27 protein-coding genes and 1 tRNA gene are annotated in these 26,203 nt (G+C 64.3%); 8 read left to right on the forward strand and 20 right to left on the reverse strand.

Annotated elements, in window-relative coordinates:
• Positions 1–84 precede the first annotated feature (84 nt).
• The 4 genes from OLX02_RS13955 to OLX02_RS13970 all read right to left on the reverse strand — a co-directional run bounded on the left by OLX02_RS13955 (position 85) and on the right by OLX02_RS13970 (position 4,179).
• Positions 85–654 (reverse strand): recombinase family protein, encoded by a 570-nt coding sequence (locus OLX02_RS13955; RefSeq protein WP_264423777.1) that lies wholly within the window; start codon positions 652–654, stop codon positions 85–87.
• 678 nt (positions 655–1,332) lie between these two features.
• A complete protein-coding gene (locus OLX02_RS13960; protein WP_264423779.1) occupies positions 1,333–2,967 on the reverse strand; it encodes a DUF927 domain-containing protein in 1,635 nt (544 codons plus the stop codon).
• A 190-nt stretch (positions 2,968–3,157) separates the two neighbouring features.
• Entirely contained in the window at positions 3,158–4,048 is an 891-nt protein-coding gene (locus OLX02_RS13965; protein ID WP_264423780.1) for a hypothetical protein, read from the reverse strand.
• Complete coding sequence (locus OLX02_RS13970) at positions 4,048–4,179, reverse strand: hypothetical protein (RefSeq protein ID WP_264423782.1); 132 nt, start codon at positions 4,177–4,179, stop codon at positions 4,048–4,050. The genes OLX02_RS13965 and OLX02_RS13970 overlap by 1 nt, the downstream gene beginning before the upstream one ends.
• Positions 4,180–4,435: 256 nt before the next feature.
• On the opposite strand from OLX02_RS13970, the gene OLX02_RS13975 reads away from it, so the two are divergent.
• Complete coding sequence (locus tag OLX02_RS13975; protein ID WP_264423784.1) at positions 4,436–5,077, forward strand: hypothetical protein; 642 nt, start codon at positions 4,436–4,438, stop codon at positions 5,075–5,077.
• 116 nt (positions 5,078–5,193) lie between these two features.
• Here the strand turns inward: OLX02_RS13975 and OLX02_RS13980 are convergent, their stop codons facing one another.
• From OLX02_RS13980 to OLX02_RS14010, 7 genes are all read right to left on the reverse strand, one after another.
• Positions 5,194–5,598, reverse strand: a complete 405-nt coding sequence (locus OLX02_RS13980; RefSeq protein WP_264423786.1) for a hypothetical protein — start codon at positions 5,596–5,598, stop codon at positions 5,194–5,196.
• Between the two features lie 35 nt (positions 5,599–5,633).
• Positions 5,634–6,845 (reverse strand): hypothetical protein, encoded by a 1,212-nt coding sequence (locus tag OLX02_RS13985; RefSeq protein WP_264423788.1) that lies wholly within the window; start codon positions 6,843–6,845, stop codon positions 5,634–5,636.
• Positions 6,846–7,081: 236 nt separating this feature from the next.
• Positions 7,082–7,435: a DUF3768 domain-containing protein gene (locus OLX02_RS13990; protein WP_264423790.1), complete on the reverse strand. Its 354-nt coding sequence runs from the start codon at positions 7,433–7,435 to the stop codon at positions 7,082–7,084.
• Positions 7,436–7,564: 129 nt separating this feature from the next.
• Positions 7,565–8,203, reverse strand: a complete 639-nt coding sequence (locus tag OLX02_RS13995) for a hypothetical protein (RefSeq protein ID WP_264423791.1) — start codon at positions 8,201–8,203, stop codon at positions 7,565–7,567.
• A gap of 590 nt (positions 8,204–8,793) precedes the next feature.
• The gene (locus OLX02_RS14000) at positions 8,794–9,390 is read right to left on the reverse strand and encodes a hypothetical protein (protein WP_264423792.1); all 597 of its coding nucleotides are present in this window, start codon (positions 9,388–9,390) and stop codon (positions 8,794–8,796) included.
• A 258-nt stretch (positions 9,391–9,648) separates the two neighbouring features.
• Entirely contained in the window at positions 9,649–10,824 is a 1,176-nt protein-coding gene (locus tag OLX02_RS14005; RefSeq protein WP_264423794.1) for a tyrosine-type recombinase/integrase, read from the reverse strand.
• Between the two features lie 183 nt (positions 10,825–11,007).
• A tRNA-Ser gene (locus OLX02_RS14010) sits at positions 11,008–11,100 on the reverse strand.
• Between the two features lie 245 nt (positions 11,101–11,345).
• On the opposite strand from OLX02_RS14010, the gene OLX02_RS14015 reads away from it, so the two are divergent.
• Complete coding sequence (locus OLX02_RS14015; RefSeq protein ID WP_264423795.1) at positions 11,346–12,122, forward strand: DUF1134 domain-containing protein; 777 nt, start codon at positions 11,346–11,348, stop codon at positions 12,120–12,122.
• Positions 12,123–12,132: 10 nt separating this feature from the next.
• Here OLX02_RS14015 and OLX02_RS14020 read toward each other — a convergent pair whose 3' ends face one another.
• Positions 12,133–12,720, reverse strand: a complete 588-nt coding sequence (locus OLX02_RS14020) for a hypothetical protein (RefSeq protein WP_264423797.1) — start codon at positions 12,718–12,720, stop codon at positions 12,133–12,135.
• A gap of 52 nt (positions 12,721–12,772) precedes the next feature.
• Between OLX02_RS14020 and OLX02_RS14025 the strand changes: the two genes are divergently transcribed.
• Positions 12,773–13,945 carry an aromatic amino acid transaminase gene (locus OLX02_RS14025; RefSeq protein ID WP_264423799.1) on the forward strand — a complete coding sequence of 391 codons (1,173 nt, stop codon included), beginning with the start codon at positions 12,773–12,775 and terminating at the stop codon, positions 13,943–13,945.
• A 77-nt stretch (positions 13,946–14,022) separates the two neighbouring features.
• Here the strand turns inward: OLX02_RS14025 and OLX02_RS14030 are convergent, their stop codons facing one another.
• From OLX02_RS14030 to OLX02_RS14060, 7 genes are read right to left on the reverse strand one after another with little or no spacing between them, the layout of a single operon-like run.
• The gene (locus OLX02_RS14030) at positions 14,023–14,646 is read right to left on the reverse strand and encodes a riboflavin synthase (protein WP_264423801.1); all 624 of its coding nucleotides are present in this window, start codon (positions 14,644–14,646) and stop codon (positions 14,023–14,025) included.
• A gap of 16 nt (positions 14,647–14,662) precedes the next feature.
• Positions 14,663–15,634: a bifunctional diaminohydroxyphosphoribosylaminopyrimidine deaminase/5-amino-6-(5-phosphoribosylamino)uracil reductase RibD gene (ribD, locus tag OLX02_RS14035; RefSeq protein ID WP_264423803.1), complete on the reverse strand. Its 972-nt coding sequence runs from the start codon at positions 15,632–15,634 to the stop codon at positions 14,663–14,665.
• A gap of 7 nt (positions 15,635–15,641) precedes the next feature.
• Entirely contained in the window at positions 15,642–16,157 is a 516-nt protein-coding gene (locus OLX02_RS14040) for a hypothetical protein (protein ID WP_264423804.1), read from the reverse strand.
• A gap of 44 nt (positions 16,158–16,201) precedes the next feature.
• The gene (locus OLX02_RS14045; protein WP_264423805.1) at positions 16,202–19,201 is read right to left on the reverse strand and encodes an L-glutamate gamma-semialdehyde dehydrogenase; all 3,000 of its coding nucleotides are present in this window, start codon (positions 19,199–19,201) and stop codon (positions 16,202–16,204) included.
• 48 nt (positions 19,202–19,249) lie between these two features.
• A complete protein-coding gene (locus OLX02_RS14050) occupies positions 19,250–20,002 on the reverse strand; it encodes a M48 family metallopeptidase (protein ID WP_264423807.1) in 753 nt (250 codons plus the stop codon).
• Positions 19,999–20,478, reverse strand: coding sequence for a YcgN family cysteine cluster protein (locus tag OLX02_RS14055; protein WP_319641252.1), 480 nt, complete (start codon positions 20,476–20,478; stop codon positions 19,999–20,001). The genes OLX02_RS14050 and OLX02_RS14055 overlap by 4 nt, the downstream gene beginning before the upstream one ends.
• Positions 20,466–21,065 carry an SCO family protein gene (locus OLX02_RS14060; RefSeq protein WP_413630288.1) on the reverse strand — a complete coding sequence of 200 codons (600 nt, stop codon included), beginning with the start codon at positions 21,063–21,065 and terminating at the stop codon, positions 20,466–20,468. Before OLX02_RS14060 ends, OLX02_RS14055 begins: the two co-directional genes overlap by 13 nt.
• Before the next feature lie 157 nt (positions 21,066–21,222).
• On the opposite strand from OLX02_RS14060, the gene OLX02_RS14065 reads away from it, so the two are divergent.
• The 5 genes from OLX02_RS14065 (at position 21,223) to ssb (ending at position 25,314) form a co-directional block, all read left to right on the forward strand.
• Positions 21,223–21,801, forward strand: a complete 579-nt coding sequence (locus OLX02_RS14065) for an ankyrin repeat domain-containing protein (RefSeq protein ID WP_413630309.1) — start codon at positions 21,223–21,225, stop codon at positions 21,799–21,801.
• A gap of 13 nt (positions 21,802–21,814) precedes the next feature.
• Positions 21,815–22,477, forward strand: a complete 663-nt coding sequence (locus OLX02_RS14070; protein WP_264423814.1) for a COQ9 family protein — start codon at positions 21,815–21,817, stop codon at positions 22,475–22,477.
• A gap of 92 nt (positions 22,478–22,569) precedes the next feature.
• Positions 22,570–22,815, forward strand: a complete 246-nt coding sequence (locus tag OLX02_RS14075; RefSeq protein WP_264423816.1) for a FeoA family protein — start codon at positions 22,570–22,572, stop codon at positions 22,813–22,815.
• A 9-nt stretch (positions 22,816–22,824) separates the two neighbouring features.
• On the forward strand, positions 22,825–24,678 hold the full coding sequence (feoB, locus tag OLX02_RS14080; protein ID WP_264423818.1) for a ferrous iron transporter B: 1,854 nt from the start codon (positions 22,825–22,827) through the stop codon (positions 24,676–24,678).
• Between the two features lie 72 nt (positions 24,679–24,750).
• Positions 24,751–25,314: a single-stranded DNA-binding protein gene (gene ssb / locus OLX02_RS14085; protein WP_264423819.1), complete on the forward strand. Its 564-nt coding sequence runs from the start codon at positions 24,751–24,753 to the stop codon at positions 25,312–25,314.
• 128 nt (positions 25,315–25,442) lie between these two features.
• On the opposite strand, the gene OLX02_RS14090 is transcribed toward ssb, so the two are convergent.
• Positions 25,443–26,189, reverse strand: coding sequence for a 7-carboxy-7-deazaguanine synthase QueE (locus tag OLX02_RS14090; protein WP_264423820.1), 747 nt, complete (start codon positions 26,187–26,189; stop codon positions 25,443–25,445).
• Between the last annotated feature and the right edge of the window lie 14 nt (positions 26,190–26,203).

A 26,203-nucleotide genomic window follows, 5' to 3' on the forward strand; every position in this document is an offset into this window, starting at 1 on the left:
GATTCCGCGCGGACAAGGAGAATCGACCAAGTCGCCTGCGCAGCCACTCGCCGTGCATTCGAGGCTGGGGTCAGAAATCCTATCCTAGAGAGTAAGGCGTTGGATCGCCGATCGACTAACGCCAAACTCTTTAGCCAATACGCCCAAAGACACACCTTGTCGTCGCAGGTTCCGGGCATTTTCCCGCTGCTCTTCGGTCAAGCTGCTGGGCCGACCCAGTTTCTTGCCTTGAGCTTTTGCACGAGACAGGCCGGCCTGTGTACGTTCGACCAGAAGGTCCCGCTCAAACTCGGCGACTGCTGCGATTACCGACATCGTCATCTTGCCAGCCGGGCTGGTCAGGTCAACGCCGCCGAGGGCCAAGCAGTGAACGCGGACATTCATCTCGGCCAATCGTTCAACCGTCGCGCGGACGTCCATCGCGTTCCGACCCAGCCTGTCCAGTTTGGTGACAACAAGTACGTCATCCCAGTCCAGTCGGTCCATCAGCTTGCGGAAGCCCGCTCGCTCCATTGCGGTGGTAGAGCCAGAGACGGTCTCCGCGATAACGCGCCGTGGCTCCAGCTGAAATCCAGCCGCCTGGATTTCAAGGATCTGGTTGTCTGGAGTTTGGTCACCAGTGCTGACCCTGCAGTAGGCAAATACTCGTGACATGACACACCTGTATTGAAAACGTGTGTCGAAATTTACACTGTATCGAAAAATGGATCAAGCTATGTTTCGATACAGCGGGTTAAGCTGTATCGGAAATGCTCGATTTTGATACAGCACAACTCTATTTTAGAGGAACTAATTGATCGTTTTCGTTTTCGATCCACCCCTTTACTAGTCGAAGCTCAGTTGCGGGTGAACCATCGCCGTGGGTCATTGTGTAAATATTTCCGACCTTCAATGGTGTGTCGTAAAAAGGCATGTTGCTGTACCGAGATGCCTCAGGATCACCGGGCTCACCGCCATGGTCGACCCGGCCTGCGGGGGCGAACACTACTGGCCAGCACCAGCGGTTCGCGCCTGGATTACCCCGCCAACCCGCATAAGCATACCTTCTGTCGGGTGTTCCATCGGCCTTCACGCGCAGATGAATGATGAGGGTCTCCCCCTCCTCCGCCTTCCTGCCAACTAACTCGATTCTCGCAAACGGCATCGTATCGCCCTTAAAAGGAATGCAGCCCCAACCGAGGTGCCGGCTGGCGATGTGAGGCGATTGTTAAGGCCAAACGGTTCAAATCTGCAAACTGACGCAATCCATTGCGTGCAAGTGATCGATAGTGCGCCTGCTCAGACGGTCAGGGGTGCTCAAATGTTCGCCCCCTCTTCGATGGTTTGGATGGACTATGCGCTGGCGTCGATTGGATCGATCTTGAACGCGTAGAACCAATCAACCTTCGAGTTGGCACGGACTCGACAATGATAGCCCCGGCCTCGACCATTCTTGTCCGCTTTGTTGAGTCTCTGGAAAGCCGGAGTGCCCATCAAGCTACGCCAGTCCGGGAGCATCCTACCCCCAAAACTCGGCGTCATCAAAAGCAGGGTTTCCCCCTTCACGACGCGGATGAAGGCTCCGATCGCCTCTAGCTCCTCATCGCTCAGGGTCGGCAGGGCGGCGCGATCGACTGCGCGGGTTTCCGGCCGTTCTATTATGGCTTTCAACCGATCAGGTAGCGACTGGCGAACTGGAACGGTACCGCGATAGTTGCTGTAGCAATGGCTGGCGGCCGCTAAACAGTCATACTCTTTGGGCAGTACACCCGTGTGCCGGGCATACTCGCCTGCTGCATATACAAGTCCGAAGGCTTCCGCCACGCGCACATCTGAGCCATTGTTTTCGTTCACCCCAACATGCTGCTTGAAGGTAGCAATGCGCCGGTTCAGGGCGCCGACGAACTTGGCTTCATTCTTATGTCGGCTCCGGACTAGGGCCCGAAGAAATTTCGGCATGGCGGTGCCGTATTGAGCAACCATGGCAGTTTCCAGAGCAAGGGTGAATGCCCGATAGCTTTGGTATCCGCTCGGGAGGGGGCCAAAGACGCCAGAATCTTCCTCAGGTATGGAAATGGAAATCAACCTGTCGGATGCAGCGTTTGCTGTGTCACGGTGAGCCCTGCCGAGCAGTTCGTGAAAGGGCTCGTTGGCGGAGGTGACAAAAATGAATCGGTAGCCCTCTTGGTTGACTCTGCCGAACTTTCCCTTCGTGACCCCGCTGCCCATCTGGAAGCTGAAATCGCGCATGGCCCGATCATCCGCTCGGCCACCGGTGCCTAAGCCGAACAGATTGGCTTCATCGATGATGAAGGGCATGTCTGAGTGCGACCGCATAGCCTCGTCGAGGGCGACGTGTGTCATGTTGAAGGTTGTGATGTAACCTTGATTTTTTTCCATCGCAGGCCCCACAACTGAGGCCATGAGGCGCTGGGTCGTGCTTTTGCCCTTGCCGCCTGCACCTGACAGTTCGAAGCCGAAGTTATCGGCACGCCCAACAACTGAGAGCATGGGTGCTGCAAAGCACGCCATGATGGCAAAGACCGGGATGTGGTGTCCGGCCAGTGGCCCGGCAACCAGTTGGAGCCAGGCCGAATGAGTACCCTTCCTCGCGCACTTGATCGGGTTGGTCTCGAAGCCGATCAGGCCCTTTGTGGTCTTGGATGGGGCGTAGACCTTGCCGGAGACAGTGGCGAACTGCCCTTGGTGCCAGCCCGGGCGAGAAAAGATTACGCGAGGTGAGAACTCTTCGAGCTCGCCAACCTGTTCCATGAAGCTGTCTTTGGCCGCCTTTGGAATGATGACCACTCCATGCTGACTCAGAGTGGAAAGGAGCTGCGATCGGCTCTGCACAAATGCTCCATAGGGGAGCAAGGCAGAGGCACCGTTGTATTTGGTGAGCACCCACTTGCTGCCCTTCGGGTCAATGAGACCTGTGACCATCGGAAGGTTCTGGCCGAGCGCGGAATTGATATCTGTCTTCGTCATGGCTTACCTCGACATGCGTAAATTACGCATTTTTCAGCAGGCCCCCTCGTTGGCGGCGCTGTCTCAGGTTGCGGGGAGTATGGGGAAAGCGGAGATACAGTGTTGCACACACATTCACTTCAGATGTGCCTCGGGACGCTTCTACAAGGCTCCATAGCACCGCTTTCCGCATCTCGATCGATGAGTTCGTTCAGCTGACCGGCTTGGTCTGGGTCAGACCACCCTTGGTCACCCTCAACCCCATCATCAGCGTGAGGTCCTCAATCCTGTGAAGGTGCAAATACGCCAGAGCGTAGGAATGGTATGGTTCCTTGATGCGGGTCTTGCGGCGTGCCCGAATGCGCTTGCCATCTTCCGAGATGAGCAGCGCTCGGGCCGGCCAGTAAGACTGAAGTGCATAGGTGACGGCGCGGGGCAGGTCCGTAAGAGGCTTCCGGGTGATGTGAACCCGGCGATAGACTGGATTGAGGGCTCCGTCGCTCTTCCACCGTGAGGCTTTGTAGGTCGAAGTCTGGCGAAGGCGGTCCACAACATCAATCATTTCACCGCAAGCAAACCCATGCACATGAAGCCGGAAGACCCCCGAAACCGGCTCGTGCTCGCCATGGATGAACGCAATGATCCAGCCCTTTGCCTGAGCGGCTCCCAACGAGTCCAGCGTGAAGCGAAGATTCTTGAGCAGAACCTCCCCACGAATATTGTCTGAGTCGAAGATAATGTCCTCAGAATATTCCCAAGCCGGAGGAATGATGGTGAATGCTGCGACCTTGCTTCCTTCGGATTCTTCGATCAAACGCCAGATCGCACCGGAGATATTGATGCGCAGTTCCCGCATGTAGGTTGCAGAGGCAAGGGTTGCCCTAACTTCATCACCTTGAGCTGCACCCCACAAATATGACGACATCGCCTCATCGTATGGCGGATCGCCATCGAAAATGTCTTCCGTTGTCTCGTCCAAGTCCTCACTGCGAAAATCATCCTCCTCCTGGGCGTCCTTCAACGTTTCAAAGTCAGAAAGGTGAATGTCGACCCGATACTGCATAGGCGGCAGACCGAGCTTGCTGATCCCGCGGCCCGACATCACGCGGCCCTCGCAGCGGCGAAGCTCTTGATGCTGTCCATCGGCACGACCGTCTTGCGGCCGATCTTGCAGCGGCGGAGCGAGCCTTCAGCGAGATACCGGAAGAGGAGGGTGCGCCTAATACCCAGCATCTGACACGCCATATGCGTGTCCACGAGAAGAGGTTCAAAATTAAGCATTTTACGTCTCCATCACACCCCAAGCTTGTTTGCTTGGCTGGTGATGAAGCTGTTTTACGGGCTTGAGCGGGCGCCTCCCCAGATTGTCCAGTCCGACAACTTAAGATCATAAGCTTGGCGGTATCGGCAGCAAACGCAGATCTTGGAAAGCCATCGATCAGGAATTTAAGTTGCTCAAGTCAGCACCTTATGTAGTGATATGAGAAGTATGCTGAAGGGCAATTGGAGGCTGGCCGACGTGGCGAAGCAGGCAAAAGTAGCGGGTTCCTTGACGAAGAAACGTCGAACCTCACAGTCCGGGGCTCAGGTCGGAAAACCCAGCCCAAGTGCCAATGTTGCGCGCCGACGCCCGGGCCGCACCGGCTATGAGGAGGAATGGGAAAAATTTGTCGCTAGCGTTGAGGCGGAACTCGCAGCCGCATTCAGGGCAACTGCGGAATTTGGCAAATCACCTTACTATGCCCCCGCCAACGTTGTGAAACGCGCGGTCTACAGGTTCGTGATATCCTCTCATTCCAAAATCAAGCTTAGCCTTATCGAGCGAACCATTGACTTAATCCGAGTGGCCCATGCGGGTGGTAAAGTCTTGCGACCTTTGCGAAAGGACTTTCGTCGGGACGGATTTTTCTGGGTCCTCACCGGACTTCATCTTGACTGTCCTGCTGCAAACCTCCGCAAATCCGATGTCACACGTTTTGCTCAACACTTGAAGTATGCCCGTCGGCACCGGGTTCCGCCTGAATACCTCATCGGCTTCCTCTTGCAGACGGGTAGTCTTGCCGAGGTCTACCGTCGCGCCCAAGATCCAGAAAGGCGGGAACAGTGGTACCTCGACAAGGTCAACTCATGATGCGTTAGTCTAGGGATGAAAGCGCAATGCACCATTTATTGGAGGGCCGAACAAAAATCATGAAAGAGTGCCTCGGCCCCGTGGTTGTGAGTGCATTAGTCTACCATGTGACCGCTTTACATCTTTGTGTATTCTCGGTCCGCGCTGATGCACGGTAGGTTTGGGTTGTGCCCTTCCGGAATGTGCGTCTCGCTAAAGGACATAGCATAGGTGCCTGCCTTGTACTTGCGTGGATTTGCAAGGCAGATCAGCAATCCAGTCTTGGCGTCATAATCGTGGCCGTGTGCGTCCTGACGAGTAACGAACCTATCCGCGATCGATGCATCCTTTTCGGGCTCGGCCGGAGAAGGAGTGGCGGTTGAAGACGGCGAAGGCAAGGAAGATGGGGAGGTTGGAGTTTCCGAACCCGGACGTACTTCAATGCTTTTCTGTATTTGCTTTTTGATCAGACTTCCGAGTCCCGCCTGTGCTTGGGTTGGCGCAAGCACCAACATAGAAGCGAGAACGATTTTCATCCGCATAGCTCTGTCTCCGAATTTATTGATTGGTTGAAGAACTACCGTTCACCCGAGGGATGGTAGCAGCCGAGCGCTCCGGCGTTGCCATATTGGTCGGTCGGGCGCCCCCAGGTGCCGCCGCTGCGTCGACATGGCTCGGCATATTTGCGGGTCTTTTCCGCTTCGGCCTTCTTGATGGCGTCTACGTCGTAGCCCTGCGACCGAAGGTAGTCTTCGGCCTGGGCGTTGGCCTCGGATTGCGCTTGTGCGATCGCCTCTACGGCGTTCTTCGGCCCACCTGCCCCATTGTTGCGCTGCTTGTTCTGTGCCCAAGCCTGTTCGAAGGTCTGACCGTTGACGACCCACGCCCGGTTGAAGGCGTTGTTTCCGTCCTTCTGTTGCTCTTCCGTGGGCCAGTTGTGGACATCAGCGTAGATTTCTGACCCGTCATCATTGCCCCATACCCTGTAAGGCATTCCGATAATCTTCATCGGAATCTGCTTCCCGTCGAACGTGTTGGCGACGTAGGTGACGTCCGCTGAGCAGATGACGCTTTGAAAGGGTATCGAAGAGACCACCTTGAAGTTTCCGATGGTCCAACCAGTGGCTGGCAGCCAAGTTGGAGTCTCCTTTGTCGTAAGGCCTGTGGCGCGAACTTGATTTGTGCTTTCCGCCCATTGAGTGATGCCAGCCGTCGCTGTTTGTGCACTGATCTTGGCGCAGAACATGCCGGGCTCCCAAGCAGCATTCTCCGCTCCTTTGGGACGGCCAATGACTGCGGCCACTGCAGCTGCCATGGCAGGATCGCGCTCTGCTTCCTGCTCGACCATGGATCGATAGGAGCGGTCGTCGAGAAATACCCGCTCCCAGATTGCAGCGATTGCTGTCCGTTCGTCGAAGCCCGTCAGGAGGAGCGTCAGTGGTTCTACGCGACCAGTGGCAGGTGAATAGCGGAACTCCACATCCCGCAGTTCCACACGGTGAGCGGGCAGGGAAGAAGTCACGCTTGAAAAGGTAATGCGACAGATGATCTCCGAGCCCGTGGCGCGGACAACAATGCCCCGGCTGATCGAACCGGACTTTACCGACTGTTCGACGAAGGTCTGGCGGTAGCGTTCCCCCCAATTGCGGGTCAATTGTGATGCTGGGTCAGTGATGAGGCCGCGATCGCAGAAATTGCTATCCACGCCGCTCGTCTGAGCAACAGCCGGATATGCACTGATCAGCGCCAGAATCGCTGCAGAGATGATTGACCCGGTCTTGCGTCCCATAAATGCCTCCCCTCGTAACGGAGGCACCGGGCAAAGCCGGGTGTTCAGAACCCCGAGCAGACCCAAGGCGTCGCCGCCTTTAGGCAAGCCTTGGACATGCGCGACGACCACCCGGCCGAGAAATCTCGACCGGCGTCTGCTTTTTGAGGTTCTGACGCCTCCCCTGCGGGATTGACCGCAGGTGACGCTGCTATGCGGCGCGTGCGCGGATTGTTCAAGATGTTGGTGGGCCATGGTCACAGGTCCATTGCCGTCATGATTGTAATGACCCGGCAGGTTACCGCTTCGTCGGCCGGATCAGGCGAACCATATTCGAGGTTCAAATCGTAGGCATCGATCTTCCAGAAGTAGCGCTCGCCCTCGATGCCTACCTCTCCGAAGTCGTGCTCGCCCCACGGGTCATTTCCGCTGGTGAAAGTGTTGAACTCCCGGACCCTTCGCAGCAGGTCGGTCAGTTCCAGGGCGTCCATGGCCGCCACTGCGCGGGTGAGGACGACCTTGCCGCCGATGCCCGTCTTGCGCAGTCGGTCGTTCAATTCCTGTATCTTTCGCGTGCGCTGCAGGCGCGACGCATCTTCGTGGCGATCCATGCCAACGGTCCTTGTCTTGATGATGGTGGTGGAAAAGCCGGTGTCCCCGGCAGTAATGGGCAAAAGGGCCGCGCGGCCGGATTGGGAGTTGGTGGCTGACAGCGAACAGCCGCGCGGCACGCCTGCTAGCTACTTGGCCTTGGCCGCTGCCCTGATCCCTTCGAGCAGCGTGTCGAGGGCCGGCTTGGCAGCAAGTGCCGCCTGCATCGCCTTGGCAAAAGGCTGCACTGTCGGCGTCAGGTCGTTCTGCGCGAAGCCCTGAGCTAGCTTCTCGGCCGGGATATGGATGGGCACGAACAGTGCCAGATTAGCGTCGTCGCGAACGAAGCCCTTTTCCAGCACTGGGCCGATTGCCTTCATGTCCTTGATTGCAGCTTGGGCGTGGTCCTGTAGGCCCCTGCGGAACATCAGTTGAACGCAGAGTTGTGATGGCACCATCTTCGTGACGGCCGCGATCCAGGTATGTTCGTATTCGTCGTCGTCGGCGGATATCTCGGCCACCTGCAGCCACATGTCACCGGTGCCGACGCCGCGCGTCATCTTCCACTCGGGGCACACAGCTTGCGGCGTCCAGTCGTTCTCAATGAACTCCCATGGACTGGCCACGACCTTCTCGATTGCGACGAGCGCTTCTGACATCATGCGCTCGCTGAGAGGGCCTGCGGCGTGGAAGAACTGAGCCTCGATCTCACCTATGCTGCGAACCACCTTTGCCGCGAGTTCTGGGTCTTGGCGGTTGGTGGCCTTGGTGCGCTGTTCGTGGTCCATGATGCTTGTTTCCTTGTGCAGAGGGAGGCCCATGAAGGACACTCCTCCGGCACGCACCGGTGTTGCAGCAGGCCTGCGGCATCACCGGATCACCCGATCGACACGCAAGCGAATACCCCGGTCAGGATCATCTGACCGTCCCTTCATGGAACTTCGTTTTTCGAGAGTGCGCCGGAGCCGGAATCGGCCTGCCGAGAGGCTCGGCATTGCGGCCAAGGGCCAGGCCCGGCGCGTCGCAAATATATGGGATTCTGCCAAAAATGTCAAAACTGGCCGGTTTCGCTGGCCGCGCTGTTGGGTAAGCAATTCAGTAACTTACGAAGGCTGCGCTGTCTCACGAGCCCGATTCGCAATGTTGGCAGATGAGGTTTAAGCCGACTTGGGATTGGCTGAATCTGGGACATTCCCGTCATTCCGACACATTGGTCCTGATGGCGGGTCTATCGCCCATACCTGACGCTCAGCGATTTATCTGACGGCAAAGATCGCGACTGCAGATGGACCAGTTCCAGACTGACAGCTTCTGCGCGGCGTGCAAGGATATCTTCGCGGCTCATAATAAGCTTTAGGTCGCCGTTATCTATACAGCACTAACAGCGATATCGCTTAGCCAAATGCTCAAGGCTGCCGATTTCGATCTTGACGAAAGAATCGGCAGATTGAGCGTGCGGCTTCAACGGCAGCACAAACCTAGATTCATTCTGCCAGTCATACTCGGGCGGTTTCATCAGCACGACCCGCTCAGGAAATGCCCATTCTACCCCAGGTATTGCGTCGAGCGGGCGGTATTCCACAGGTCCGAACGACACCTGAGCATAATCCAACTTAGAAGTGCGACAGGCGCGCGCCTTGAGCCGTGCGACGATCTCTTCCGGGTCAGAGATCTCGACGCAAAACGAGCCGAGCTCTTTGGCGCAGCGGTCGGACGGCTCATTGCTGACGCAGTAGACAAACATGTTCTCAGCGGCGGTGGTGAAGCTCATACCAGTCAGCTTTCGTCCGTCTTTCACCATAGTGATTTCCAGCCCGTCGGGCGGAGCGTAGTGCAACGCCCCGTCTTTCGGATCACCTCTGACACCGCCATCATCGTAAGCCCGATACGAGGCCAACGAGCCAAACCGCATTTGACCGTCTGTTATGAACGAGTCCGCAAAGCGCTGTTCGGAAAAGTATCGGAATATGGGCATTCGGCCTCATTGGTCTTAGTCATTGGCTGTTGAACTGACGGCGCGCGAAACCGCATCCCGCAAAAATGTACTTCGCGCGTCAGGACCCAGCAAGGACCGGTACTGAACGAATGGCGTGTTTTGGGAATGGGGACCGATCAGCTTAGATGACCAATTATGGGGCGCTTCACTAATCTTCTGCTTTCCCCCTCACGATCGGCAGGTTTTGGCTTGATGCGACACTCGCTGCTGCAAGCCTGAGCGACCGGATCTGGGTCGTCATTTGCCGCAGAACGCTGCCCACGCCGTCATCAACTCGCGCCTCTTTTCCAGAGCGCGACCACGCCGGTAGGCCCTCTCCACGGAAGAAGCGACCGTGTGGGCCAGCGCCATTTCCACCTCTTCGCGCCCGAACTGGGTCTTTTCGCCTGCCCAGTCACGGAAGGTCGAACGAAACCCGTGCACAGTAATGTGCGAGTATTCCATGCGCTTGAGAAGCTGCGACAGCGCCATGTCCGATAGCGAGCCACCGCGCGGAGCCGGAAACACAAAGTCTGTCGGCTCGAGACCGTCTTCGTGCATCGCCTCAAGAACGGCGACAGCGGCATCGCTGAGTGGAACTTCATGCTGAACTTGCGCCTTCATGCGTTCTGCCGGAACGGTCCACAGCTTTTCCACAAGGTTGACCTCAGCCCAGGTCATGCCACGAGCCTCGCCCGATCGCGCTGCTGTGAGGATTGTGAACTCCAGCGCGCGAGCTGCAACAGCAGGTCGTGCTCGCAGTGCCGTCATGAAGGTGGCGATATCCGCAAAGGGCAAGGCGGGATGGTGCCGGACCGAGGCCTTGCTGCGCTTGGGCAGCAGCAGGTCTAGATGTCCCCGACCACGCGCAGGGTTTTCGCCATCGCGCAGCCCCTTAACCTTCGCCGCGTCGAGGACGCGCTCGATACGGCCACGGAGGCGAGAGGCCGTCTCGGACTTGCTCAGCCAGATGGGCTGGAGAACCCCGAGTATCTGCTCGGTGGTCACCTGATCGATCGGCACCTCGAACAAGGGCTCGGCGTGGGTTTTCAGGGTGTTGCGCCACTGCTGTCGGTGCTTGGGATTCTTAAAGCCCTCTTCGATATCGTCGACCAGCTCCATCGCGAAAGTGCCGAAGGTGACAACCGGCCGTTCCTCGACTTTGGTCTTGGTGCGTGCGGCGCGAGGATCGATGCCGTCGATCAGCATTGCGCGGATGCCGTCAGCGCGTTCTCGTGCTTTGGCGAGCGTGACATCCAGCGCCGAGCCGAGGCCTAGTTCGATTCGTTTGCCGTGAAGGGTGCCGATGTAGAACCACGACCGGCCCGACGTGCGGACCCGGAGATAGAGGCCACCACCGTCAGAGTAGACGTTGGGCTCCGTGAGCGTGGCCACTTGCCTAGCCGAAAGCTTGTTACGCGCGCGCGAGGGCATGATTTCGCTGACTAGCAGCTTATTTCAGGCCGAACCAGCCATAAGATTAGCCATAGTTTTGACTCTGGCTTGAAGCGATCTCCGGCGAACCATTGTGAACGCATAACCCGCAAGAAAGCCCAGAAAATCCGGGCTTTCGAAGTGTTCGCGATGGTTCGGCGTAGACCGCGGAAATGCGTGATCTGGCGGAGACGGAGGGATTCGAACCCTCGGTACCGGATTTACCAGTACGACGGTTTAGCAAACCGTTGGTTTCAGCCACTCACCCACGTCTCCGGATCGCAGCGGCGAGGGCGCGCTATAGCGAGCGTTTTTGGGGGCGGCAAGGGCAGGGGCGGAAATTGTCGCAGATTTTGCTCGTTGCCCTTTGCGCCCCCGATTATCGCCGGAAATGCGCGGTCGGGCGCAAATTGGACTCGGCTCATCGCCCGTTCATTGTCGGGGGGCGACCATCGGCTCCAGTGAACATCGGCTTGCCGGCACGGGGTCGTTGCCGCCGGAACGGGACGGGAAACAAACGCATGAAACTCCACCGCCGCATCGCGCTGGCCGTCGCCGGACTCGGCCTTCTTGGCGCGCAGGTCGCCTTCGCCCAGGTCGAGACGATCGATCCCAATGCCGCGATCGACAGCGATCTCAACCGCAATGGCGCGCCCGCACCGGCCGCCCGCATCGACCAGGCCGCGCCCGTGGGGCAGGAGGCGACCGGCGCCCGGCCGCTGCCGCCGCTTGTCGATCCCAATCCGCCCGCCACGTCCGCGATGCCCGCCGCCGACCAGCCGCCGCCGCCCGCCGGGGCGCAGGGCGCGCCCGCTGGCACCTACAAGGAGGACGACCTGATCGGCGCGGCCGAAGGCGTGTTCGGCAAGGGCGCTCGTGGCCTCGCGCTGATGATCCGCGACGTGCTGAAGAAGCAGGGCGAACCCATCGGCTATATCACCGGGCGCGAGGCCGGCGGCGCCTTCGTCGTCGGCGTGCGCTATGGCTCGGGCACGCTGCACCACAAGATCGAGGGCGAACGCCCGGTCTATTGGACGGGGCCTTCGGTCGGGCTCGACCTTGGCGCCAATGCCGGCAACACCTTCGTGCTTGTCTATAACCTGCACGACAGCGAGGACCTGTTTCACCGCTTCGGCGCGGGCGAGGGGCAGGCCTATCTCATCGGCGGCTTCAACGTCAGCTATATCCGCCGGAACGACGTGGTGCTGATCCCGGTGCGGATGGGCGCGGGGCTGCGGCTCGGGGTCAATGCCGGCTACATGAAGTTCAGCCGCAAGCAGAACTGGATGCCGTTCTGATCCGTCTCGTTCAGGCTGGCGCAGGATCGAAGGCGACCGTCGCGTCATAGCAGGCGCGTACCCCGGCGATGATCGCGGCGAGGTCGCCCGCATCCACGGCGCGCAGCACCCAGTCGTGCAGGCGGCTTTCGCGAGCGGGTTCGCCGATGTTGCCCGGCAGGTTGAGGTGGACGCCGATGCCCCGCCCCACGAAGGCGGCGACCAGTTCGGCAAAGGCCGCGGTGCCGATCGCGGCGTGCGCCCATGCCGCGACGATGAACACCACCGAGATGCCGCTGGGCGTGCCGCCGGTCTGCGACGAGGGAGCGATCAGCACGCCGGATACGTCAGGGCGCCAGGCCTCGTCCACGAACGCCACCTGCCGCCAGAGGCAGAAGAATTCGCGGCAAGGCTGCGGGCGCGTATCGTAGATGCCGCAGCCGCCCTGCGGCAGGCAGTTGCGGCAGGCCTCTCCGGCGGGTTTGTCCAGCCCGTGGCCGGGGATGGCGGGTTCGATGCAGCACGCCATGCACGGACCGCAGGTGCGCCCTGCAACCAGATTGTCGTAACGGTCCATGGATGCCGTAGCTGCCAGCCCGGCACGACAGCGATAAGACATCTGTGTATCGCCCCCTCTTGCGTCACGAACCGTCCGGAGGCAAAGGCGCGCAATGCTCAAGAATCTCCAGCAACAGCCCGCCGATGCGCTTCTGGCGCTGATCAAGCTGCACAACGCCGATCCGCGCGTCGACAAGATCGATCTGGGCGTCGGGGTCTATCGCACCTCCGACGGTGCGACCCCGGTGTTCAAGGCGATCAAGGCGGCCGAGCAGAAGCTGCTCGAAACGCAGGATTCCAAGGCCTACCTCGGCCCTGAAGGCGACATGGGCTTCGTCCACGCGCTGATCCCCTACGTCTTCGGCAAGGATTTCGACCGGTCGAAGGTCGAAGGGATGCAGGCCCCCGGCGGCACCGGCGCGGTGCGCCTGGCGGTCGAAGTGGCCAAGCGCGCTGGCGTGAAGCGCATTCTGATGGGCACGCCTTCGTGGCCCAACCACGCGCAGATCGTGGCGGCCGTCGGCCTCGAACTCGTTACTTTCAAGCACGTCACCGCCGAAGGCACCGCTGACCTCAATGCGCTGAAGACGGCGCTGGCCGCTGCCCAGCCGGGCGATGCGGTTCTGCTCCACGGCTGCTGCCACAACCCCACCGGCGTCGATTACACCAAGGCCCAGTGGGACGAGATCGCCGCGCTGGTCACGGCGAGCGGCGTGCTGCCGATCCTCGACCTCGCCTATCAGGGCCTGGGCGATGGCATGGAAGAAGACGCCTACGGCCTGCGCAAGGTGCTGGCCGAAGTGCCCGAGGCGCTGGTCGCCTATTCGTGCGACAAGAACTTCGGTCTTTACCGCGACCGCGTCGGCGCGTTCTACGCGGTGACGTCGGATGCCACCGCGTTGGCCAACGCCATGGCCAACGGCTCCACCATCGCCCGTGCTTCGTGGTCTATGCCGCCGGACCACGGCGCTGCCGCCGTGCGCCTGATCCTGTCCGACGCGGACCTGACCGCGCTGTGGCTGGCCGAGCTGGACGAGATGCGTGATCGCATGGCCTGGGTGCGCGAGCGCCTGTCCGCCGCGCAGCAGGTCGGCACCGTCAACATGGCGCCGCTGGGCATCCAGAAGGGCCTGTTCTCGATGCTGCCGATCAATGGCGACCAGATCCTCGCCATCCGCGAGAAGCACGGCGTCTACATGGCGGGTTCGGGCCGCATCAACATCGCCGGCCTGACCAACGGCAACATCGACAAGTTCATCGCAGCCCTGGGCGACGTCGCCGCCTGAGCCATTGCGGTAAATGCTAACGAAAAAGGGCGGGGCCTCGCGGCACCCGCCCTTTTTTCTGGCCGGGGAAGGCTGGTTCAGCCCTTCGCCGCCAGCATCTGCATCCGCCGCAGGTAGCGCGCGAGCACGTCGATTTCGAGGTTCACCTTGTCACCCGGCGCCAGCGCGCCGATCGTGGTGACATCGGCGGTGTGCGGGATGATGTTGAGCGCGAAGTGGCAGGTGCCGTCGGGCTGGTCCGTCACTTCGTTGACGGTCAGCGAGGTGCCGTCGACCGTGATCGAACCCTTGGCGGCAATGTAGGCCGCCAGGTCCGCCGGCGCGGAAATGCCGATGCGCGTCGATCCGCCTTCGGGGCACACGCCGACCACTTCGCCCACGCCGTCGACATGGCCGGTCACGATGTGCCCGCCCAGTTCGTCGCCCAGCTTGAGCGCGGGTTCAAGATTGAGCGCGGCGCCGACCTGCCAGCGCGAGGGCGAGGTGCACGAGATCGTCTCGCCCGAGACATCCACCGCGAACCATGCATCGCCTGCCGTGCCGCCGCGGTCCACCACCGTCAGGCACACGCCCGAACAGGCGATCGAGGCGCCGATGGCGATTTTCGCCGGGTCCATCGCGCAGGCGATGGTGATGTGCTTGTCCCCCCGGTCTTCGATCGCGGTGATCTTGCCGATTTCGGTGACGATGCCGGTGAACATGGGTCGTGCCTTTCCTTCAACGCGCGCGGTCGTAGACGTCCAGCGTGTCGCTGCCAAGCAGCCTGCGGTCGGTCAGCCGCCAGCGGCCATGCGCCTCGGCCAGCGTGCCAAGGCCGATGTCGCCAATGCAGGGCAGTCCCTCGCCGATCACGATGGGCGCGCGGTACAGCAGCAGCCGGTCGACCATGTCGGCGCGCAGGAACGTGGCGGCCGCGCCCGCGCCGCCTTCCACGAACAGATATTGCGCCTCGCCGAACGCGCCCGGCGCCGTGATGTCGGTCACCGCGCGCCAGCCTTCGGGTGCGCCGCCGTTGGTCAGCACGCAGCGTTCCGGGCTGCGCGGCTCCAGCCCGGGCAGGCGCACGTCCAGCCGCGGCGCATCGGCGCGCAGCGTGCCGCCGCCGACGAGGATGGCATCGGAGCGGGCGCGTTCCGCATGGCAGTGCGCGCGCGCTTCCGGACCGGTGATCCAGCGGCTCGAGCCGTCGGGCAGCGCGATGCGGCCATCGAGCGAAGTCGCCAGCTTGAGTGTCACGTGCGGCCGGCCCGCCCGAGCCCGCATCAGGTAGCCTGCGAGCGATGCCTCGGCGACGGGCGAGGGCAGCAGTTCCGCGGCGATGCCCGAGGCGCGCAGCATGGCGATGCCGTTGCCGGCGGTGCGCGGGTCGGGGTCCTCGCAGCCGATCACCACCCGGCCAAGACCGGAGGCGGTCACCAGCGACGAGCACGATGGGCCGCGCGCGCTCTGGTGCGCGCAGGGTTCCAGCGTGACGTAGAGCGCGGCGCCGCGCGCAAGTTCGCCGGCCTGTGCCAGCGCCATGGCTTCGGCGTGGGGGCGTCCTCCGGCCTGGGTGAAGCCGCGCCCCACCACGCGTCCGTCGCGCACCACGATGGCGCCCACGGCCGGGTTGGGGCGGCTCAGCGGCCGGCCGCGCGCGGCGAGCGCTGCTGCGGCCTCCAGCCAGTCCTTGTCGCTCCGCCCCCCCATGCGTGCGTTATTTCTGGCCGGGGGCGGTCTGGTCGGGCTTGGCCGGGTCGGGAGGGGCCTGTCCGGACTTCGTCTCGCCGGGGTGCGCTGCATAGCGCTCGAGCAGGGCCTTGGCCTTCGCGTCCTCGGCCTTCTTCTCGGCCTCGCGCTCGGCCTTGCCCTCGTCGTACATCTTCTGCGTGTCCAGCCCGGTCGCCGCGCCCACCGCCTTGTACATCTGGCGGATGTTCTCGGCGTGGCGTTCTTCTTCGGCTTCCTCGGCGCGGGCCTTCTTCGTGGCGGCGATGTTGCCGGCGATGATCTCTGCGTCGCTACGGTCTGCGCGCCAGCTTTCGAAATAGACGATTCGGGGCGGACGGGGCAGGCCGCGTCCCTCCTGCTGCATCATCAGGTAGAAGATCCCGCCGGTGATCGCGGCGGCCATGATCAGCGAGCGCGTGCGATATTCGCTCGGCGCGCCGATCACCTGCCACAGGTCGCTGACCGCCTTGCGCGGGGATACGTTGGAGAAAAAGCCCTTCATGCGCGCCTAGATAGGCAGGCGCGGACGATTCCGCCAGTTGTGCGTCACAGTTCCTCGTCAAGGCTCAGCAGCGAGGCGTTGCCGCCCGCACTGGTGGTGTCGGTCGAGGTCACGCGTTCCACGCAGAACCGCGCCAGATAGTGCGGCCCGCCGGCTTTCGGGCCGGTGCCCGAAAGGCCCTCGCCGCCGAAAGGCTGGCTGCCCACCACTGCCCCGATCATCGAGCGGTTGACGTAGAGGTTGCCCACGCGCGCTGCGCCTTCCACGGTTTCGGCCACGCGCGCGATGCGGCTGTGCAGCCCCATCGTCAGGCCGAATCCCTTGGCATTGATCGCGGCGATCACCTGCTCCAGCGTGCCCGTCTTCCACGTCGCCACATGGAGCAGCGGGCCAAACCATTCCGCGTCCAGATCGTCCACCGAATCGAGGCGGATCACGGTGGGCGGCACGAACAGCCCTTCGCCCGGCACGGCCACGGTCTTGACGATCCGTCCCGCCATCGCTGCGCGGCGGCCCATCAGCTTGTCGTAGGCGGCGCGGTCGATCACCGGGCCGACATCGGTGGCCGGATCGGCCGGATCGCCGATCACCAGCGCATCCATCGCACCCGCCAGCATCTCCAGCGTGCGGTCCGAGATCTCCTCCTGCACCAGCAGCAGCCGCAGCGCGGAGCAGCGCTGCCCGGCGGAGCGGAACGCGCTCGTCACGATATCGCGCACCACCTGTTCGGGCAGGGCGGTCGAATCGACCACCATGGCGTTGATCCCGCCGGTTTCCGCGATCAGCGGCACGATCGGGCGCGCGTCGTCCTCCAGCAGCGTGCGCGCGATGCGCTTCGCCGTGGGCACCGATCCGGTGAAGGCCACGCCCATCACGCGCGCATCGCCGACCAGCGCCGCACCGGCCTCCGCCCCGCCGGTGACCAGCCGCAGCGCATCCACCGGCACGCCGGCCTCATGGGCGAGCGCCACGGCCCAGCGGGCGATGTCGGGCGTCTGCGGCGCGGGCTTGGCGACCACGGTGTTGCCGGTCACCAGCCCGGCGGCGACTTGCCCCAGGAAAATCGCGAGCGGGAAGTTCCACGGCGCAATGGCCGCCCACACCCCGCGCGGGTGCAGGCGCAGCACGTTGCTTTCGCCCGTGGGACCGGGAAGCGGCGCCGGCTGCATCAGATCGCACGCCTGCCGCGCATAGTATCGGCAGAAGTCGGCGGCCTCGCGCACCTCGGCCAGCGCGTCGGGCAGCGTCTTGCGCGCTTCCTGCACCAGCAGCGCGAAAGCTTCGTCGCGCCGCTGCTCGATCAGGTCGGCCAGCCGTTCGAGCACTTCGGCGCGCCGCTCTACCGGGATGGCTGCCCACGCGGTGGTGGCGGCAGCCGCGGTGTCGATCGCCGCGCGCACTTCGTTCCCGGCCAGCGCGATCGCGGGTTGCCGGGCCAGCTTGCCCGCCACGTCCGCCAGCACCGCGCGGTCGTTCAGGTCGATCCCCGCCGAATTGCCGCGCAGCGGCTCGAACAGGTCGCGCGGCAGCGGGATCGAGGGATGCGGCAGCCCGCCGCTGGCCTGCGCCTTGGCCACCGGATCGGCCAGCAGGTCCTCTTCCGAAAGGTCCGCGTCGGCCAGCTGGTGGACGAAGCTGGTGTTCGCGCCGTTTTCCAGCAGGCGGCGGACCAGATAGGCCAGCAGGTCGCGGTGCCCGCCAACAGGGGCATAGATGCGGCAGCGATAGCCCTGCTCGCGCACCAGCTTTTCATACAGCCCTTCGCCCATGCCGTGCAGGCGCTGGAACTCGAAGTCGCCGCCGGTGCGTCCCGCTTCCTGCGCCCATTGCACGATGGTGGCCACGGTGCGCGCGTTGTGGCTGGCAAAGGCCGGCTCGATCCACGGGCTGGCCAGCAGCTCGCGCGCGGCAGCGAGGTAGGACACGTCGGTGTGCGCCTTGCGCGTGAACAGCGGATAGTCGGCCAGCCCCTGCTCCTGCGTAGCCTTGATCTCGCTGTCCCAGTAGGCGCCCTTGACCAGCCGCACCTTGATCCGCCGCCCGGTCGCCTCGCCCAGCCCGCCGGCCCAGCGGCACACGCTGCGCGCGCGCCTGGAATAGGCCTGCACCGCCATGCCCAGCCCGTCCCAGCCCTTCAGCGCCGGGTCCGCCGCCACCGCCGCGATGATGTCGAACGACAGGTCCAGCCGCTCGCTTTCCTCGGCGTCGATCGTCAGCGGGATGCCCGCGTGCGCCGCGCCGCGCGCCAGTTCCAGCAGCATCGCGGTCAGTTCGGGCAGGCAGGCATCGGCCTGCGCCGCTTCGTAACGCGGGTGGAGCGCGGACAGCTTGACCGAGATCGAGTGCCCTTCGCCGCTCGCCTTGCCGACGGAAGCGATGGCATTCTCGTAGGATTCGAAATAGCGCCGCGCATCGCCGAACGTGCGGGCGCCTTCGCCCAGCATGTCGAAGCTGGCGGTAAAGCCCTTGTGCTCGCTCTTGCGCATCCGGCCCAGCGCTTCGTCGATGGTGCGGCCCATCACGAAAACTTCGCCCATCAGGCGCATGGCGGCGCCCACCGCCTGCCGCACGAACGGCTCGCCGCTGCGCGCGATCAGCCGCCGCAGCACGCCGGCCTGCGGCTCCACGCCGATCACCGCGCGGCCCAGCACCAGCCCCCAGGTGGCCGAATTGACCAGCATCGACGATGATTTGCCCGAATGCGCGCGCCAGTCCGCTTCGCCGATCTTGTCCGCGATCAGCAGGTCCGCCGTGGCGGGATCGGGCACGCGCAGGAAGGCTTCGGCCAGGCTCAGCAGCGCCAGGCCCTCGTCGCTGTCCATGCGGTATTCCGACATGAAGCGGTTGACCCAGCCGTTCGACTGGCCCTTGCGCAGTTCGGCGATCAGCGCCTTGCCCCGCGCCATGATCGCGGCTTCGTCGCCGCTGCCTGGCAGCGCGGCCAGCAGGGGGCGCACCACCTCGGGCTCGGGCAGCCGGTGCAGGCGGTTCATTTCGGCGCGCGCGAGCGCCATCGCGGGGCTGAAGTCAAAGCGGTTCGTCATGCGCCGGGCCTAGCGCAATCCGGTTTCACTTGCGACGAATATTCGGGGTTATCCGAAATGCCGGTAGAGCCCGCGTCCCTCGCGCTTCAGCCAGCGGTTGGCGTCTTCGATCCGGCCGTCGTAGAGCGCGTCAAGGTGGGCGTGAAACGCCGGGCTGTGATCGAAATGGGTCAGGTGCGCCACTTCGTGCGCCACCACCGAACGGCGCACGAAATCGGGCGCCATGATCAGCCGCCAGTTCATCCGGATCGATCCGTCCGCCGCGCAGCTGCCCCAGCGCCTTTGCGCGCGCGACAATGCCAGGCGCGGGGCATCCTGCCCGGCGCGCGCGCAGTAGTGCGCCAGATCGCCCGCCATCACGCGCAGCGCCTCGGCTTCCAGCCAGCGCGCCAGCCGCGTCTGCAATCCCTCCTGCGGGCCGCCCAGCACGATCTCGCCGTCGTCCAGCACGGGCCGGCGCGGGGCGCCGTCCTGCCACACCACGCGCAGGATCTCGCCGCGATAGGGAACCGTGCTGCCGGCTTCCACCGCCGCGCGTGCGGGCATCCGCGCCAGTTGCGCGCCCAGCCAGTCTGCGCGGTCGCGCGCGAATGCCACGGCATCGCCCACCCGGCCCCAGCTGGGAATGGAAACGCGCGCCTCGCTGCCATCGGGCGCCAGCCGCAGCGTCATCCGCCGCGCATGGGAAAGCCGCCGGATCACCAGCGGCAGGTCGCGGCCCTCCACTGAAATCGTGCGCGGGGCGATGGGGCGCGCGGTCGCGGCCGGCTCGCGCGCAAGGCGCCGCAGCCAGTCGATCACGTCCAGTCCTCCGGCGCGTCCCCCTCCGCCCAACTCTCGTCGGGGCCGGGCACGACGTGTTCCTCCAGCGGTCCCGCCAGCACTTCGCTGATCGCGCGGCCCCGCACCGAAGCGCCCGCGCTGTGCACCGTCTCGCGGTCGCCCGAAATCAGGTAGTGCCAGCCGGGCAGGGGCTTGTCCTCGGCGCGCAGGCGATAGGCGCAGGTGCGCGGCAGCCACGGCACTTCGCGCACCAGCCGGGGCGTCAGGCGCAGGCAATCGGGCACCATCGCCTTCCTGTGGCGATAGTCCGAGCAGCGCCCGGTCTTGATGTCGAGCAGGCGGCAAGCGACGTTGGTGTGGTGCACCTCGCCGGTGTCCTCGTCCTCCAGCTTGTGCAGGCAGCACTGGCCGCAGCCGTCGCACAGCGCTTCCCACTCGTCGCGGGTCAGCGCCTCGATCGGCTTCTCCCAGAAATGGTCGCTCAATGCACCCACTTCGCCAATTCCGCGGCAACCGCCTTGCCGTCCTTTTCCGCCGGCAGCAGCGCCACCGGCTTGCCGTCCGGCCCCATCAGATAGGCGGCGCGGCTGTGGTCCATCAGGTAGGCATCGGGCGATCCGCCCTCGCGCTTCTGGTAATAGACGGCGAAGGCCTTGGCCACGGCAGCGATCTGCTCAGGCGTGCCGGTCAGCCCGATCAGCTCCGGCCCGAAGTTGGCGGCGAACTTGCCCACCACCTCGGGCGTGTCGCGCGCCGGGTCCACGGTGATGAAGATCGGCTGGACCTTCGCGGCCAGCGCCGGCTGGTCCTTCGCCAACAGGTGATAACCCTGCATCAGGTGCTGCACGTCCAGCGGGCAGACATCGGGGCAGAACGAATAGCCGAAATAGACGACGCGGTATTTCCCCGCGAAATCGGCATAGCGCACCGGCTTGCCGTCCTTGCCCGTCAGCGTGAAATCGCCGCCGATCGCCGCGCCTTCCAGCGGTGGGCGCTCGGCAGGCGCGGAACCGCCCCCGCAAGAGGAAAGTGCGAAGGCCATCGCCCCCGCCAGCGTTAGGATAATCGATCGGTGCATCATCGCTCCCGGAGGGTTCGCTCTCGGCATGGCGCGGCGGTTCATGCTCTGCTAACCAGCCGGTTGCAAGGGCGTGGACCTGCAAGGGGCGCGCAACAGGAGGACAGGAATAGTGAACACGTGGTGGCACCGGGCGCGCAAGGCCGCGCTGGCCGTCTCGATGATCGGCGCGATCGGGCTGGCGATGCCGGCGCAGGCGCAGTTCTCCGATAGCTACAAGTTCCTGGAATCGGTGCGCAAGAAAGAGGCCGAGAAGGTCACCGACGCGCTCAACGAACCCGGCAGCCAGATCGTCAACACGCGCGACGTGACCACCGGCGAATCGGCGCTCTACATCGTCACCGCGCGCCGCGACCTGACGTGGATGCAATTCCTCGTCGGCAAGGGCGCCAACGTGAACATCCGCGACAACAAGGGCACCACGCCGCTGGTCCTCGCCGCCAACCTCGGCTTCATCGAGGGCGTCGATTTCCTGATCTCGGCCGGCGCCCGCATCGACGAGCCGAACAACACCGGCGAAACCCCGCTGATCGGCGCTGTCCACCGCCGCGACGTGGCGCTGGTGCGCACGCTGCTCAAGGCCGGCGCCAGCCCCGACCGCCCCGACAATTCCGGCCGCACCGCGCGCGATTACGCCGCGCTCGATGGCAAGGGCAGCGCCATGATGACCGAGATCGAGAACTCGGCGAAGGCCAAGGCTGCCGCGCCGGTCAAGAAGACCTACGGCCCCTCGTTCTGACGGAACGCCTCCGATGACCGACGCCCCTGATACCCGTACGCTCGACGAACTCCGCCTCGATCTCGCGCCCCTGGTGGCCGAGGCGGCGATGTTCGACGGCTGGACCGACGCTGCCGTCACCGGCGCGGCAGAGATCGCGGGCATCGATCCCGCCGCCGCGCGCTTCGCGTTCGAGGGCAGGGCGATGACCATGATCACCGCCTGGATCCACGCCATCGACCGCGCCATGGCGCAAGAGCTGCCGGCGGAGCGCGTCGGCAACCTGCCGATCCGCGAGCGCATCCGCACGCTCGTCCAGTTCCGGCTCGATGCGCTGGTGGGCAAGGAAGAGGCGCTGCGCCTCGCGCTGATCGAGATGGCCAAGCCGCGCAACCTGGCTGCCGCCGCGCGGCTGGGCTGGGAAAGCGCCGACGCGATGTGGCGCCTCGCGGGCGATACCGCGACCGACTACAACCACTACACCAAGCGCGCGACGCTGGGTTCGATCTATGCCGCCACGCTCGCCGTCTTCGCCGAGGACCGCAGCGAGGATCACGCCGAGGCCAAGGCCTTCCTCGCCCGCCGCATCGAAAACGTGATGCAGTTCGAAAAGGCCAAGGCCCGCTTCCTGCGTCCGCGCGACGAGACCTTCAGCCTCACCCGCCTGCTCGGTCGCCTGCGTTACCCGGCGACGTAAGGCACCTTCAGCCCCGCACGCCCGCCATTTGACCCAGATCAACTATTGCGAACGACTTGCAATTGATGATCCGGTGTGGCAGCGCGATAGGCGTGACACTCGATCAGCTTCCTCTTGGCACCAGCGCCCGCATCGCGGCGGTCGACTGGGCGCTGCTCGTTCCCGAAGAAGCGCAGCGCCTGCGCGCATTGGGCATCGACGAGGGCGCGCGGGTTCGCCTTGCCTATCGCGGGGTGTTCCTGGGCCGCGATCCTATCGCGATCGAGATCGGCCGGATGACCGTGGCGCTGCGCCGCGCCCACGCCCGCGCGATGACGGTGGAGGCCGAAGCGGCATGAGCGCCCGAAATGACTAGAGGCCCCTGCGTCGCCGCGCTTGTCGGCAATCCCAATGCGGGCAAGAGCGCGCTGTTCAACGCGCTGACCGGCGCGCGCCAGAAGATCGCCAATTACCCCGGCGTCACCGTCGAGCGGAAGGCGGGGCGGATGATCCTGCCCAATGGCGAGCCGATCGAACTGGTCGACCTGCCCGGATCCTACGGTCTCCAGACGACCAGCCCGGACGAGGAAGTGACCCGCCGGGTGATCATGGGCGAGCAGGCCGGACAGGCCCAGCCCGACGTGCTGGTGATCGTGCTCGATTCGTCGAACCTCGAACAGCACCTCGTCTTCGCGCAGGAAGTGCTCGAACTCGGCCGGCCCACGGTCGTCGCGCTCAACATGGTCGATCTGGCCGAGCGGGACGGGCTGGTGCTCGATCCCGCCGCGCTGTCCGACGCGCTCGGCGTGCCGGTCATTCCCACGGTGGCGGTGCGCCGCCGCGGGCTGGACGATCTTGCCGCCGCCGTCGCCGAAGCGCGCGGCCGGGTGGCCGAACACCCCGTCACGCGCCCGCACGTCACCCTGCCCGAACGGCGGATGCTGGCGCACGAAATGGCGCACGGGGCGATCCTGTCGGAAACCGCCAAGCACCGCATCCACGCCAAGATGGACAGGGTGCTGCTTCATCCGTGGCTCGGCCCGGTCATCCTGTTCGCGCTGCTGTTCGTGGTGTTCCAGGCCGTGTTCACCTGGGCCACGCCTTTTGCCGATGCGATCGACGCCGGCTTCACCGCGCTGGGCGACGGGGTGCGCGGCGCGCTGCCGCCCTCGCTGGCGCGCGATCTGCTCACCGATGGCGTCATCGCCGGCGTCGGTTCGGTGGTGGTGTTCCTGCCGCAGATCCTGATCCTGTTCTTCTTCATCCTGACGATGGAGGCGACCGGCTACATGGCCCGCGCCGCCTTCCTGATGGACCGGCTCATGGCCGGGGTCGGCCTGTCGGGGCGCAGCTTCATTCCGCTGCTCTCCAGCTTCGCCTGCGCGGTGCCGGGGATCATGTCCACGCGCTCGATCACCGATCCCAAGGACCGGCTGACCACGATCCTCGTGGCCCCGCTGATGACCTGCTCGGCGCGCCTGCCGGTCTATGCGGTGATTATCGCCGCGTTCATTCCCAACCGGCTGGTCGGCCCCGGCATCGGCCTTCAGGGCCTTGTCCTCTTCGCGCTCTATGTCGTCGGCATCGTCGGTGCGATGGTCGTCGCGCTCGTGCTGCGGCGGTCGGTCACGAAGGGCGCGGCCTCGGGCTTCATCATGGAATTGCCCAAGTACCAGCTGCCCACGGTCAAGGATCTCGCGCTCGGCCTGTTCCAGCGCGCGTGGATCTTCCTGCGCCGCGCCGGCACGATGATCTTCACCGTCACCGTCGCGCTCTGGCTGCTGCTGAACTTTCCCCGCGCCGAGGCAGGGCAGGACCAGATCAACGCCTCGATCGCGGGCCACATCGCCAATGGCCTTGCCGTGGTGGTCGAACCGATCGGCTTCAACCGCGACATCGCGCTGGCGCTGATCCCGGCGATGGCCGCGCGCGAAGTCGCGGTCAGTTCGCTCGCCACCACCTATGCGGTCGGCGCGGCGGACGCAGATCAGCAGGGCAAGCAACTGGGCGACCAGCTGAAGGCGCGCTGGAGCCTCGCCACCGCGCTCGCCTTCCTCGCGTGGTTCGTGTTCGCGCCGCAGTGCATGTCGACCATCGCCGTGACGCGGCGCGAGACGAATGGCTGGAAATGGCCGGGCTTCATGCTCGCCTACCTCTTCGGGCTCGCCTACCTGTTCGCGGGGGCCACCTACTGGACGGCGGTAGCGCTGGGCTGGGGATAGGTCGGGGCTCCTGCTTGAGGTAGCCCCTCCGGCCGCTTACCGAAGCCGGACGATTTTCAAGGACACGATTCGATGGCAGGCAGCGTCAACAAGGTCATCCTCGTCGGCAATCTCGGGGCCGACCCCGAAGTGCGCTCGTTCCAGAACGGCGGCAAGGTCTGCAACCTGCGCATCGCCACCTCGGAAAGCTGGAAAGACAAGAACAGCGGCGAGCGTCAGGAACGCACCGAATGGCATACCGTGGCGATCTTCTCCGAAGGTCTGGCCGGCGTGGCCGAGCGTTTCCTCAAGAAGGGCAGCAAGGTCTATCTCGAAGGCCAGCTGCGCACCCGCAAGTGGCAGGACCAGTCGGGCAATGACCGCTACTCCACCGAAGTCGTGCTGCAAGGCCCCGGCGCGGTGCTGACCATGCTCGACGGCGCCGGTGGCGGCCAGGGCGGCGGCGGCGGCGGTGGTGGCGGCTTCGGCGGCGGCCAGCGCTCGGGCGGCGGCGGCGGCGGCTGGAATCAGGGCGGCGGCGCTTCCTCGGGCGGCGGCAGCGCCGGCGGCTGGAACCAGGGCGGCGGCGGCTCGTCGGGTGGCGCTTCGTCGGGCGGCGGGTTCAGCGACGACCTGGACGACGATATCCCGTTCTGATCGTCAGGGCGTTCTGACCATCAAGGTGGGTCGCAGGGGTTTGTCGCCCCTGCACCCTATGGCCGTCTCCCGGCGCTTGGCGGCGCGCGAGGCGGCCTTTTCATTTTTGGGATGCGCTCCAGCAGCGCTCAAGTCCCCCGCGTATCCCCGTAAAGGTGGATATGCAGCCGGTCGGTGAACCTCCACCCCGCCTCCAGCGCGGCTTCGGCCAGCCATTTCGACCGCTCGCGCAAGGCGGCGCTGCCGGTCCCCTCGGGCATCACGAACAGCCGGTCGCCGGGGATGGCATATTGCGCCTGCAGCGCCGCTACTTCCGCCAGATCGGCAGGCTCCGCCACCACGAACTTGAAGAACGCGCGCGGCTCGCCGGCCCAGTGCGCCAGCCGCTCGGGCACCAGCGCCAGATCCGCCGGGTTGCCCGAATGCGCCAGCTTGGGGCTGACGTTGTACTGATCCACCAGCGCATCCAGCGCGGGCACGGGCGCGACCGAACCGTTGGTCTCGATCTCGACGTGCATCTCGGGCCGCGCCGCTTTGACCGCCGCCACCATCCGGGCGAGGGCGGGGCCTTGCAGCAGCGGCTCGCCGCCCGTCACCACCAGCCGGTCCGGCGCCAGCGCGGCAATCCGCGCGGCCACCTCGGCCTCGTCCAGCACGATCTGGTTGGCGGTCCGCTCGAAGGCCAGATCATCGCGGTGCGGCCGGTTGTCGCCGGTGAAGCGCCAGGTATAGGCCGTGTCGCACCAGCGGCAGGCCAGATTGCAGCGCGACAGCCGCACGAAAGTGGAGGGCCGCCCCATCGACGGCCCTTCGCCCTGAAGCGAGGCGAAGATTTCCGCTTCGCCCGGCGTGACGGTGGCAAGCGTCAGCGACATGAGGCGCCGGCCTT

It is taken from the genome of Novosphingobium sp. KCTC 2891, from assembly GCF_025938155.1.
GTDB lineage: Bacteria > Pseudomonadota > Alphaproteobacteria > Sphingomonadales > Sphingomonadaceae > Novosphingobium.

Excerpts from the sequence above, each read along its gene's own strand:
- OLX02_RS13955 (WP_264423777.1), bottom strand. The coding sequence starts at position 654 with ATGTCACGAGTATTTGCCTACTGCAGGGTCAGCACTGGTGACCAAACT.
- OLX02_RS13960 (WP_264423779.1), bottom strand. The coding sequence starts at position 2,967 with ATGACGAAGACAGATATCAATTCCGCGCTCGGCCAGAACCTTCCGATG.
- OLX02_RS13965 (WP_264423780.1), bottom strand. The coding sequence starts at position 4,048 with ATGTCGGGCCGCGGGATCAGCAAGCTCGGTCTGCCGCCTATGCAGTAT.
- OLX02_RS13970 (WP_264423782.1), bottom strand. The coding sequence starts at position 4,179 with ATGCTGGGTATTAGGCGCACCCTCCTCTTCCGGTATCTCGCTGAAGGC.
- OLX02_RS13975 (WP_264423784.1), top strand. The coding sequence starts at position 4,436 with ATGCTGAAGGGCAATTGGAGGCTGGCCGACGTGGCGAAGCAGGCAAAA.
- OLX02_RS13980 (WP_264423786.1), bottom strand. The coding sequence starts at position 5,598 with ATGCGGATGAAAATCGTTCTCGCTTCTATGTTGGTGCTTGCGCCAACC.
- OLX02_RS13985 (WP_264423788.1), bottom strand. The coding sequence starts at position 6,845 with ATGGGACGCAAGACCGGGTCAATCATCTCTGCAGCGATTCTGGCGCTG.
- OLX02_RS13990 (WP_264423790.1), bottom strand. The coding sequence starts at position 7,435 with ATGGATCGCCACGAAGATGCGTCGCGCCTGCAGCGCACGCGAAAGATA.
- OLX02_RS13995 (WP_264423791.1), bottom strand. The coding sequence starts at position 8,203 with ATGGACCACGAACAGCGCACCAAGGCCACCAACCGCCAAGACCCAGAA.
- OLX02_RS14000 (WP_264423792.1), bottom strand. The coding sequence starts at position 9,390 with ATGCCCATATTCCGATACTTTTCCGAACAGCGCTTTGCGGACTCGTTC.
- OLX02_RS14005 (WP_264423794.1), bottom strand. The coding sequence starts at position 10,824 with ATGCCCTCGCGCGCGCGTAACAAGCTTTCGGCTAGGCAAGTGGCCACG.
- OLX02_RS14015 (WP_264423795.1), top strand. The coding sequence starts at position 11,346 with ATGAAACTCCACCGCCGCATCGCGCTGGCCGTCGCCGGACTCGGCCTT.
- OLX02_RS14020 (WP_264423797.1), bottom strand. The coding sequence starts at position 12,720 with ATGTCTTATCGCTGTCGTGCCGGGCTGGCAGCTACGGCATCCATGGAC.
- OLX02_RS14025 (WP_264423799.1), top strand. The coding sequence starts at position 12,773 with ATGCTCAAGAATCTCCAGCAACAGCCCGCCGATGCGCTTCTGGCGCTG.
- OLX02_RS14030 (WP_264423801.1), bottom strand. The coding sequence starts at position 14,646 with ATGTTCACCGGCATCGTCACCGAAATCGGCAAGATCACCGCGATCGAA.
- ribD (WP_264423803.1), bottom strand. The coding sequence starts at position 15,634 with ATGGGGGGGCGGAGCGACAAGGACTGGCTGGAGGCCGCAGCAGCGCTC.
- OLX02_RS14040 (WP_264423804.1), bottom strand. The coding sequence starts at position 16,157 with ATGAAGGGCTTTTTCTCCAACGTATCCCCGCGCAAGGCGGTCAGCGAC.
- OLX02_RS14045 (WP_264423805.1), bottom strand. The coding sequence starts at position 19,201 with ATGACGAACCGCTTTGACTTCAGCCCCGCGATGGCGCTCGCGCGCGCC.
- OLX02_RS14060 (WP_413630288.1), bottom strand. The coding sequence starts at position 21,065 with ATGATGCACCGATCGATTATCCTAACGCTGGCGGGGGCGATGGCCTTC.
- OLX02_RS14065 (WP_413630309.1), top strand. The coding sequence starts at position 21,223 with ATGATCGGCGCGATCGGGCTGGCGATGCCGGCGCAGGCGCAGTTCTCC.
- OLX02_RS14070 (WP_264423814.1), top strand. The coding sequence starts at position 21,815 with ATGACCGACGCCCCTGATACCCGTACGCTCGACGAACTCCGCCTCGAT.
- feoB (WP_264423818.1), top strand. The coding sequence starts at position 22,825 with ATGACTAGAGGCCCCTGCGTCGCCGCGCTTGTCGGCAATCCCAATGCG.
- ssb (WP_264423819.1), top strand. The coding sequence starts at position 24,751 with ATGGCAGGCAGCGTCAACAAGGTCATCCTCGTCGGCAATCTCGGGGCC.
- OLX02_RS14090 (WP_264423820.1), bottom strand. The coding sequence starts at position 26,189 with ATGTCGCTGACGCTTGCCACCGTCACGCCGGGCGAAGCGGAAATCTTC.